The organism is Helicobacter bilis ATCC 51630 (genome assembly GCF_000686565.1).
Classification (GTDB): Bacteria; Campylobacterota; Campylobacteria; order Campylobacterales; family Helicobacteraceae; genus Helicobacter_A; species Helicobacter_A bilis.
The window spans coordinates 123075-129637 of sequence record NZ_JMKW01000003.1 but is presented as its reverse complement, the minus strand read 5'-3'; the positions used below and the strand labels follow the sequence as shown (position 1 = coordinate 129637).

The following is a 6563-nucleotide window of genomic DNA, read 5'->3' as shown; positions in this document are numbered from 1 at the left end:
ATCTTTACTTAAGACAAAACAAGAAAGGCATATCTAAGGCTTTTATATTCAAATATAAATCTAGCGACAGAATATATAAGCTTACATTAGGACAATATCCACATATAAGCCTTGATAAAGCAAGGGATATAACAACAGAATATAACTCTATATTGCAAAGCTTAGAATTTAAAGAAAAAGGATTAAGCCTTAAAGACTACTTGCAATACATGCAAGATAAGTATAAAAATGCAAAGATTACTTTTAAGTATGTATTTACTGAATGGATAGAAAAACAAAGCATAAGAGAAACTACAAAAAAGCAATACATGGCTTTTTAATCAACACCGAAACACAAAAAATCTAAAACCCAAGCCTCAAACATAGAAGCTATAAATCCCCTAAAACTTATACTGCAATCTCACATCGCCTTTAACACCAAAGTTACCTTGTATATCAAATAGGCTAGAGATTCCATACTGCAGGGATAAATCATAGTCAAACTTATTATACCCAGTGAAATTCAGCTGAAAGCCAAGCGTATTATTACGCAAATCATAGCCCATAAAGTTTTGTGCGTTGCTAAGGCTTACAAAGATTTGATCACCAGAGCTATACACCCCTTGCTTTGCGATGACTTGTGCGCTATATATCGCATTCTCTTTTACAATGCTATATTCCACACCAGCCCCAAGTGCGAAGTTAAAATCATTATATGCCTTTTGCTTATAAGTCGTGCCACTAAACGCACCGATACCATTAAAGCCGATATTAATAAGCCCCACAGGCTTTAACACCTGCTTAAACTCCCCAAGATTCCCAAAGTCAAACTTATACTTATAATACGAGCTCCACAACCAGCCAAATGTCCCAGCTCTCATGCTATCGCTTGGCATATTATTTTGAGATTCTATAGTTTTATTGCTATCCATATAGCTAAAGTTCATATTGCTTTGGACTTCATGCACTTCTTGTATATCAGTATTGACATAGAATCCGACATTATAAAACAACGAAGTATCTTTAATACCACTAAGGCTATAGTTTGACCCACCGATACCAGCCATAGCACCGATTAAGTAGTCATTACTCCCAAAGCTAAAGAGTCTATCATAGCCTAAGTTTGTGCCATAAAACACGAGATTCCCACCACTTTGTCCAAAGTAGCCGCCACCGACATTTACCCGCGCATTATTCTTTTTTTCTCTGTTCTTCAATAGATTCTATAATCATGCGTATTTCATCAAAGGCACTCATCTCTGTATCACTTGCTACTTCTGCGTTTGCCTGTGTGTTTTGTGCGGTATTCATCACTAGCTTATATTTTGAAAAGGTAGGCTGCATGACTTTTACCTGCATAACCCTTGTATTTATCGCTTCATTATTTGCGTATAAGACTTTATTGCTCATCGCAGAGCCATTGTTTGTAGCCATATTATTCATATTTTGATTCACACCTGCAAGATAGCTATTTAACTCTTGGTGCTGATTTGCCATACCTGCCATTTGCACGAAATCGTTTTTGGGATTATGCTGTATGACAATCTCTAGCAATTTATCATCATTGATATAGTTTTTTAACTCATTGTAGCTACTAGGATCTTCTTTGGTAAATTTCACTTTGACTTGTCCATCTTCTACGATAGTAACCCAATATAACGGCGTGTTATTTCCATCAAAAGTAAAGTAGATTCTCTTATCTGTGCGATTATCAGTAATGCTTCCAGCAGAAATAAGCGTGTAGTATTTATTGAGCTGAAAATCTCGGGTTTGCCACCGCCATTGCTAGATTCTGCTTTTATACTGCTATCAAGCTTTACTCCAATGCGTGTGCCATCACCCAAAGTAAGGTTTTTCCCTGTGTTTTGCACCTCTCCATTTGAACCCATAGTGTTGCCCTCTAGTTTCAAAGCGTGGAATCTATCATCATTTGTCCCTGCTTGTGCTTGGAGTTTTAGTGAATCAGATTGCGAGTGCGTTTGATTTGTAGGCGTTGTGGCAATCTCACTTGTAATCATCTTTGAAGCCGCTCCCGGATTCACACCATTTTGAGCGACTTTATTTCCGCTACTTGCCATTGCCTTACCCACATTCTCTAAAGTCAAGCTTTGCGAGATAGAGAGATTTGCCTTGATGGGTGAAGTTATATGATTTGTCTTTGCCATATCGTGCTTTAAGATTCCAAAGTGGATTCTAGAATCTGTGTCAGTTTTTAAGCTTGTATTGCCACCATCAAAGCCCGTGCGGTTCATATCCCAAACATTCACATACACATTGCTTCCAGCCTTTGCGTCAATGTTGAAATTCTTTTGTTGACTGACAGGCTTTTTATCGACAGAATCTGCCTTTTCCACTTCCACCTTATCCAAATCTAGGCTTACATACACCTTGCTACCCTTTTGTGCTAAAAGCTTGTTAATCTCTAGCTTTGAGCCTATCTCGGTTTGGATTATGGTTTCTCCGCTCTCATTCACGCTTAAAGTCCCATTGCCACTACCGACTTTAAAAGTAGATTCTCCACCGATTGAGAGCTTTTTGCCACCGCCTAGCAGAACATCATTTGGGTTTGTGCTAAAGCTAGATTTCCCATCAATGTAGAGATTATGTGCGATTGTGCCACCGCCACTTAGCGTTACACTTGCTCCCTCTTGTAGCCATACATTTTGCCCATAGAATTTTTGAGCTTCCACACTCCCACTTTTAAACACAAAGTTTGTAACATTAAACTTTGCATTGTCAGTTACATTAAGCGTGAGATTCTGTAACTTTTCCGCTACAATCGTGCCGACATTTAACGCCGTATTAGCCCCACTCAAATTTATGCTATTCAAACTATCCTTAAGCGTTAGGATTCCACCATTTGCGACATTGAGTTTAGCTCCACCTTTCAAATCCACACTTGCGGTAATATTGCTAAGATTTGAATCTATTTTAGAGCCATTATCCGCTGTGATTTTGCCTTTATACTGCGAAGATTCTAGTGCCTTTTCAAACGCCGCAGTATCTTTGGCTAGAGCTTCTTTAGCATGGGCGGTGAGCGTGATATGGCTTTTTTGCTTTGCAGTAATGTTAAACTCCTGCTCTTTCTCCCCGCCTAGCTCAAAGTTTAATGCCACGCTTGAAGCATTAGATTCTAAAGTTTTGCCACTCCCCAAAAAGCTAGAATCTTTATCTACATTGACATTGAGTTGTAAATTTGTCGCTTTTAGGTTAGATTCTATCTTGCCCCCAGTTGTTAGCACGATATTGCTAATTTTGCCTTGCATAGAATCTTCAGCAAAGCAATCTACACCGCTTTTATCGCCACTGCAAGTTTGGTTTAGTCCGCGTTGCGTTGTGCCTTCTAGCTCAATGCCACCTGTTGTGCTAAGAGTTGCTGAATGCACGACTTCCTGCCTTTGCCCCTGCACCACGTCGCGTGTCCCAGCCCCTGTTGTTTCTTTGAATCCATTGACAATGATTAGCGTATTATCTTGGCTTTGTGAAGTGATTTTTTCATTTACTTCAAGCTTTGAGTTTTTACCCTCTACTAAGATAGAGTTTTTAAGGCTAGATTCTTGTATATCCTTTGTTGTAGTCGTGCCATTTTTCGTATCTTTTAGCGTGATAGATTTTAGGGTTAGGGTAGATTCATTCATCACGCCGACATTGCCGGTAATATCTGTGTTTGTGCCGGTAATATTTGATTTATCTTTTACGAAAAGATCGTAATTTGTGGGCTTTGTGAAGTTGCTTCCACCCATAGAGTTGAGATTGCTTAAATCAAAAGTAGAGCTTTCAAAGCCTAGAGATTCTGTAACATTGAGTTTTGAAGTGTCCGCAATATTAACAATACCGCTTCCATTGCCACTAAGCCCTTTAAAGATAAGATTCTTAACTTCAGCAGTGCTACCGCTTAGTTTTAGAATCTCACCGGTTTTGTGCGTTTCTCTATCAAGCGTTAAAAAGTCTGCTTTTAAACTCGCATTATTTTTCAAATCAAGCTTGGCGTTAAAGTCATAAATGCTTGAGTTGATTTTTGTGCCGTCCGCTTCAATCTCGCCTTTAAAGTGGATTGTTTGATTTGCGATTTTCTGCGTTTCTGCTTTTAGTTTATTTTTTTTGCTTCTTGCTGATACTCAAAGCCATTGCCGGTGGTGTTTTCGCCGTCTTTTTTATCAATATAGTGTTTTATATCTCCACCAAAGTTTATAGCCGAGCTAGAATCTGCCTTGATTTTACCCTCCAAAGTCGCCTCACGCCCCACATCAAGCCGAGATTCTTTTAAATCAATCGTGCCGATTTTAAATGTCCTGTGATCCCAGTCGGGCTGCTCTAAATGACTAGGGCGACTTAGATCCATCCAGCTAGGCAACAGACTGCCTTCTGCGTTTTTCACAAGATCTAGAAGTTTATGTTTTACGCTTGAGCTGCCGAGACTCACCATTATATCTTCTCTAATATACGCGTGAGTTGTAGGGTGTCCTTGCAAAACGACTTTGCCATCTGTTACTTCTAAACCTTTAACATTGACATTACCATCAAAGACTAATGCGGCTTTGTTCTCATCTGTTTGTTTATCATCGCCTTTATAGATAAGGTTTATATTATTGTTTTTATCGGCGTTATTTCCTTTAGAATCTGTGCTTTGTCCAAAACTTGCATGGATAATAGTATCAGCTTTTTTATCTGTCTTTTTCTTATCTTCATAGCCAAAGCCATCTATGATTATATTGCTAGGCTTATTTGTATTTGTGTCGGTATTAATGATATTTGCAAAAGCGTCATTACTAGAGATAGTATTTAGTGTTAGTGTATTGCCTTTTAAGTCTAAGTTCCCACCGCCATTGCCAAAGTAGATTCCCAGCTCATCGGCCTTGTTTTGCTCTAATTGAAAGTGGTTTTTAAAATCCGTATCTAGTTTTGGTGCTATATACTTCGCTCCAAAGGCTTGTGCTTTGCCCTTTACTAGCTCTAAAGTCGCCCGCCCACTTGTGAGATACACGCCTTTAAACACTTGATGTTCTGTATTGAAAATCACCTTGCCATCGCCCACGCGGAGATAGCCCTACTCGGCATTCGCTCCTGTCTTAATCTCTAGTGTGCCTTTGCCAACTTTATGCAGAGCGTCATTTACGGTGGCTTTGCCACTGATAAAGCCTAGTCCCCATTCTACCTTTACATTCTCTTCTATATCAAGTCCAGCACCATCAAAGTCAAATATACCGCCATTGGCTTGACTATTGCCGTTAGCACTGCCGCTTGTAACTTTATATATGGTTTCGCTTTGCCCCTCTTTTGCTTTAAATACAAAGCCGCCGATATTTCCGCTATCTGCCAGTCGTATATTTTCCTTTGCTGTAAGATTCCCACCACCACTAAAGACTATGTCTTTATCGTTTTGTTTGCCCGTCCATCGTCCATTTTGAAAGCCATTGCTTTCATAAGTCCATGAATTCCCCCCCCTAAATCCAAAGCCTGTTCATGTTCCTTTTTAAACTTCTCAGAATCTGCTTTAGTCGCTATCGCCACACCAGCATATCCAGCCCCCAGCAAATCCGCTGATGAAGTAACGCCAAAAACTTGCCATTTTTTCTCTTTTTGATTGTAGATATAAAATGCTGAGCCACTATCACCGGGCGTTATGCCATTATACCATGTTAAATCCGTGCGTTGAGCCGCTTTAAGTCCCCAAGCACCCGTTACCTTTGATTGTGCGTAAATAATCTCATCAAATTTTATCGCTCCAAAGCTCCCCCCCCCCCACGAAGCCCTGTGTTACCAAAAATACCAGCTTTATCAAAGCCTTCTCCATCTTGATGGGCACCATCTCTAAGGCTTAAACGCCCTTGTCCTGCTTGAAAAATATAATATGTGCCATCGCTATTTTGATAATCTTCTAATGCTTTTTTTAAGGCTTCTAAATTCTTTTTTTCTTCTTCAGGTGATAGCTTATTGCCTCCATTTGTTTCTGGCAGTTTAGCATCAAACAACTCTGTTTCACCCTCTACAATATATTTATTAAAACGCAAGAATTTTACATCAAGTCCATTATTGCTATATTCCTTAGGTCTACCATAGTAGCTATTTCCCCATTTGAGTTGTCCCTCTCCATTTGATGTGTTTGAATCAGTTATTTGTTTCACATGTGTAGCAGTGATGGCGAAGTTCCGCCCTAGTGCAGTAGAGTTTCCGTTGTTACTGTGTGCGGATTGATCAATTATGGGTGATTGGAAATCAACGGACACACCCGGTGTTTTACTTGAGTGTAGGATCACATTTTGTGCCCCTGCACTGAATACGCCCTTATTTTGCCCTAAATCCAAAAAATCACGATAGAAAAAATGCTCGTTACGAATATCTTGTGCTTTTAGACTAGTCATCACGCCTAAATAACCAGCAAGGGCTACTGCGATCCACTTTTTCTTCTGCAACATATATGTCCTTTTGGTATAGTTTTGGTTAAATAAATATGAAAATTATGCGATGATAGCATGTTTTGTGCCATGTTTGTTTAACAAAAAAAAAAAAACGATTTTCTACAGAATCTTGCCCTATTTTGCGATGAAACTTTGTGTTAATGGTTGTTATTTTATTTTGAGATT

At 39.2% G+C, this 6563-nt stretch carries 7 protein-coding genes and 1 pseudogene; 1 reads left to right on the top strand and 7 read right to left on the bottom strand.

Annotation, left to right across the window (positions count from 1 at the left end):
* On the top strand, window positions 1-320 hold a 320-nt coding region (locus T368_RS15850; RefSeq protein WP_027338233.1), incomplete at its 5' end, for an integrase arm-type DNA-binding domain-containing protein.
* 60 nt (window positions 321-380) lie between these two features.
* Here T368_RS15850 and T368_RS0100650 read toward each other — a convergent pair.
* The 7 genes and pseudogenes from T368_RS0100650 to T368_RS0100620 all read right to left on the bottom strand — a co-directional run bounded on the left by T368_RS0100650 (window position 381) and on the right by T368_RS0100620 (window position 6395).
* Window positions 381-1196 carry a hypothetical protein gene (locus T368_RS0100650; protein WP_004088091.1) on the bottom strand — a complete coding sequence of 272 codons (816 nt, stop codon included), beginning with the start codon at window positions 1194-1196 and terminating at the stop codon, window positions 381-383.
* On the bottom strand, window positions 1171-1599 hold the full coding sequence (locus T368_RS0100645; protein ID WP_004088090.1) for a hypothetical protein: 429 nt from the start codon (window positions 1597-1599) through the stop codon (window positions 1171-1173). Before T368_RS0100645 ends, T368_RS0100650 begins: the two co-directional genes overlap by 26 nt.
* Window positions 1600-1616: 17 nt before the next feature.
* Entirely contained in the window at window positions 1617-3956 is a 2340-nt protein-coding gene (locus T368_RS0100640; RefSeq protein ID WP_004088089.1) for a hypothetical protein, read from the bottom strand.
* 110 nt (window positions 3957-4066) lie between these two features.
* The gene (locus T368_RS0100635) at window positions 4067-5014 is read right to left on the bottom strand and encodes a S6 family peptidase (protein WP_004088088.1); all 948 of its coding nucleotides are present in this window, start codon (window positions 5012-5014) and stop codon (window positions 4067-4069) included.
* 329 nt (window positions 5015-5343) lie between these two features.
* Window positions 5344-5514 (bottom strand): hypothetical protein, encoded by a 171-nt coding sequence (locus T368_RS15160; protein ID WP_155266235.1) that lies wholly within the window; start codon window positions 5512-5514, stop codon window positions 5344-5346.
* Window positions 5515-5529: 15 nt separating this feature from the next.
* Window positions 5530-5604, bottom strand: a pseudogene (locus T368_RS17355) (S6 family peptidase); the annotation flags it as partial.
* A 92-nt stretch (window positions 5605-5696) separates the two neighbouring features.
* Complete coding sequence (locus tag T368_RS0100620) at window positions 5697-6395, bottom strand: S6 family peptidase (RefSeq protein WP_027338231.1); 699 nt, start codon at window positions 6393-6395, stop codon at window positions 5697-5699.
* Window positions 6396-6563 lie beyond the last annotated feature (168 nt).